The following is a 1,248-nucleotide window of genomic DNA, read 5'->3' as shown; positions in this document are numbered from 1 at the left end:
TGGGGCGGTCTAGCCGAAACGGACAGAGTGCTAAGGTAGGTGATTGGCGAGGTCGGTTTCGAACTGGTGGGGCGAGCGGTAGCCGAGAGCGGAGTGACGGCGGTCGAGGTTGAAGTAGGTGTCGAGGTAATAGGCCACTTCCAGGCGGGCTTCGTCCAAGCTGGCAAAGGCGCCGCCGTGGGGCAGCAATTCGGTTTTAAGCGTGCTCCAGCCCGCCTCGGCCTGGGCGTTATCGTAGGGGTTGCCCGGTCGGGCGTAGCTGGCCATGGCCCCGGCGTCAGCGATGCGCTGGCGACAGGCCAGGCTGGTGTACTGGCTGCCGCGGTCGGCGTGGATGATCAGGCCCGGGGCCGGCTGGCGCAGCGTCAGCGCCTGTTCCAGGGCGGCCAGCACCAGTTCGGTGGGCATGTGCGCAGCCAGGTGCCAGCCCACCACGCGGCGGGAGCAGGCGTCGCGCCACGTGGCCAGGTAGCACCAGCGCCCGCCGGCCAGCGGCAGGTAGGTGATGTCGCCCACCCACACCTGGTCGGGGGCGGTGGGGGCCGGCTGGCCCAGCAACCGATTCTCGGCCACCACGGCGGCCGGGTCGGCCTGGGTGGTGCGCGGCCGCTGGGGGCGGGTGCTCAGGGCGCGTTGCCCGCTGGCCTGCAGCCAGTGGCGCAGGGCGTAGCGGCCCACCCGGTGGCCTTCGGCGTGCAGCTCGGCCCGCAGGCGACGGGTCCCGTAGCGCCCGGCATGGCGGGTAAAGGCTCGCTGGGCAGCGGGCTGCCAAGCGGGGGCCGGTGGTGGCTCAACCGCCCGCCACTGGTAGTAGCCGCTACGGCTCACGCCCAACACCCGGCACAGGTCGCTCACGGACCAGGTTCCCGCTTCAGCCTTGGTAAACAGGTACTTGCTCACGGTTGAGGCTGTGCGAAGATGGTCACCGCTTTTTTTAAAATGTCGCGCTCGGTTTCCACGCGCTTCAGCTCGGCGCGCAAGCGCTTGATTTCCTCGCGCTCGGCACTGCTGGGCACGGCCTGTTCCAACGCGGCCCGTTGCCAGCGACCTAGTAGGGCGGGGGAAATACCCTGGGCACGGGCCACGTCGCTTTGGCGGGCGCCGGCGGCCACCTGCCGGACGCACTCGGCCTTGAAGGCCGGCGTGTACTTCTTGCGCGGGACGGGTTGACCGTCAGTTGGTTTCTGTTCGGGCATAGACAGCGGAAGGTAAGACTTCTCCCTGTCCGTTCCGGTTAGACCACCTCAG

1 protein-coding gene and 1 pseudogene are annotated in these 1,248 nt (G+C 69.0%); both read right to left on the bottom strand.

The genetic code is table 11. The features are described 5' to 3' along the window. Positions 1-30: 30 nt before the first annotated feature. Positions 31-1,044 carry an IS3 family transposase gene (locus DLM85_RS24745; protein ID WP_243636107.1) on the bottom strand — a complete coding sequence of 338 codons (1,014 nt, stop codon included), beginning with the start codon at positions 1,042-1,044 and terminating at the stop codon, positions 31-33. Next, a pseudogene (locus tag DLM85_RS26145) lies at positions 978-1,196 on the bottom strand (transposase); the annotation flags it as partial. The pseudogene DLM85_RS26145 and the gene DLM85_RS24745, both read right to left, overlap by 67 nt. Between the last annotated feature and the right edge of the window lie 52 nt (positions 1,197-1,248).

Source organism: Hymenobacter edaphi (assembly GCF_003258365.1).
In the GTDB taxonomy this organism is placed as follows: Bacteria; Bacteroidota; Bacteroidia; order Cytophagales; family Hymenobacteraceae; genus Solirubrum; species Solirubrum edaphi.
This window is presented reverse-complemented; position numbering and strand designations above follow the sequence as displayed.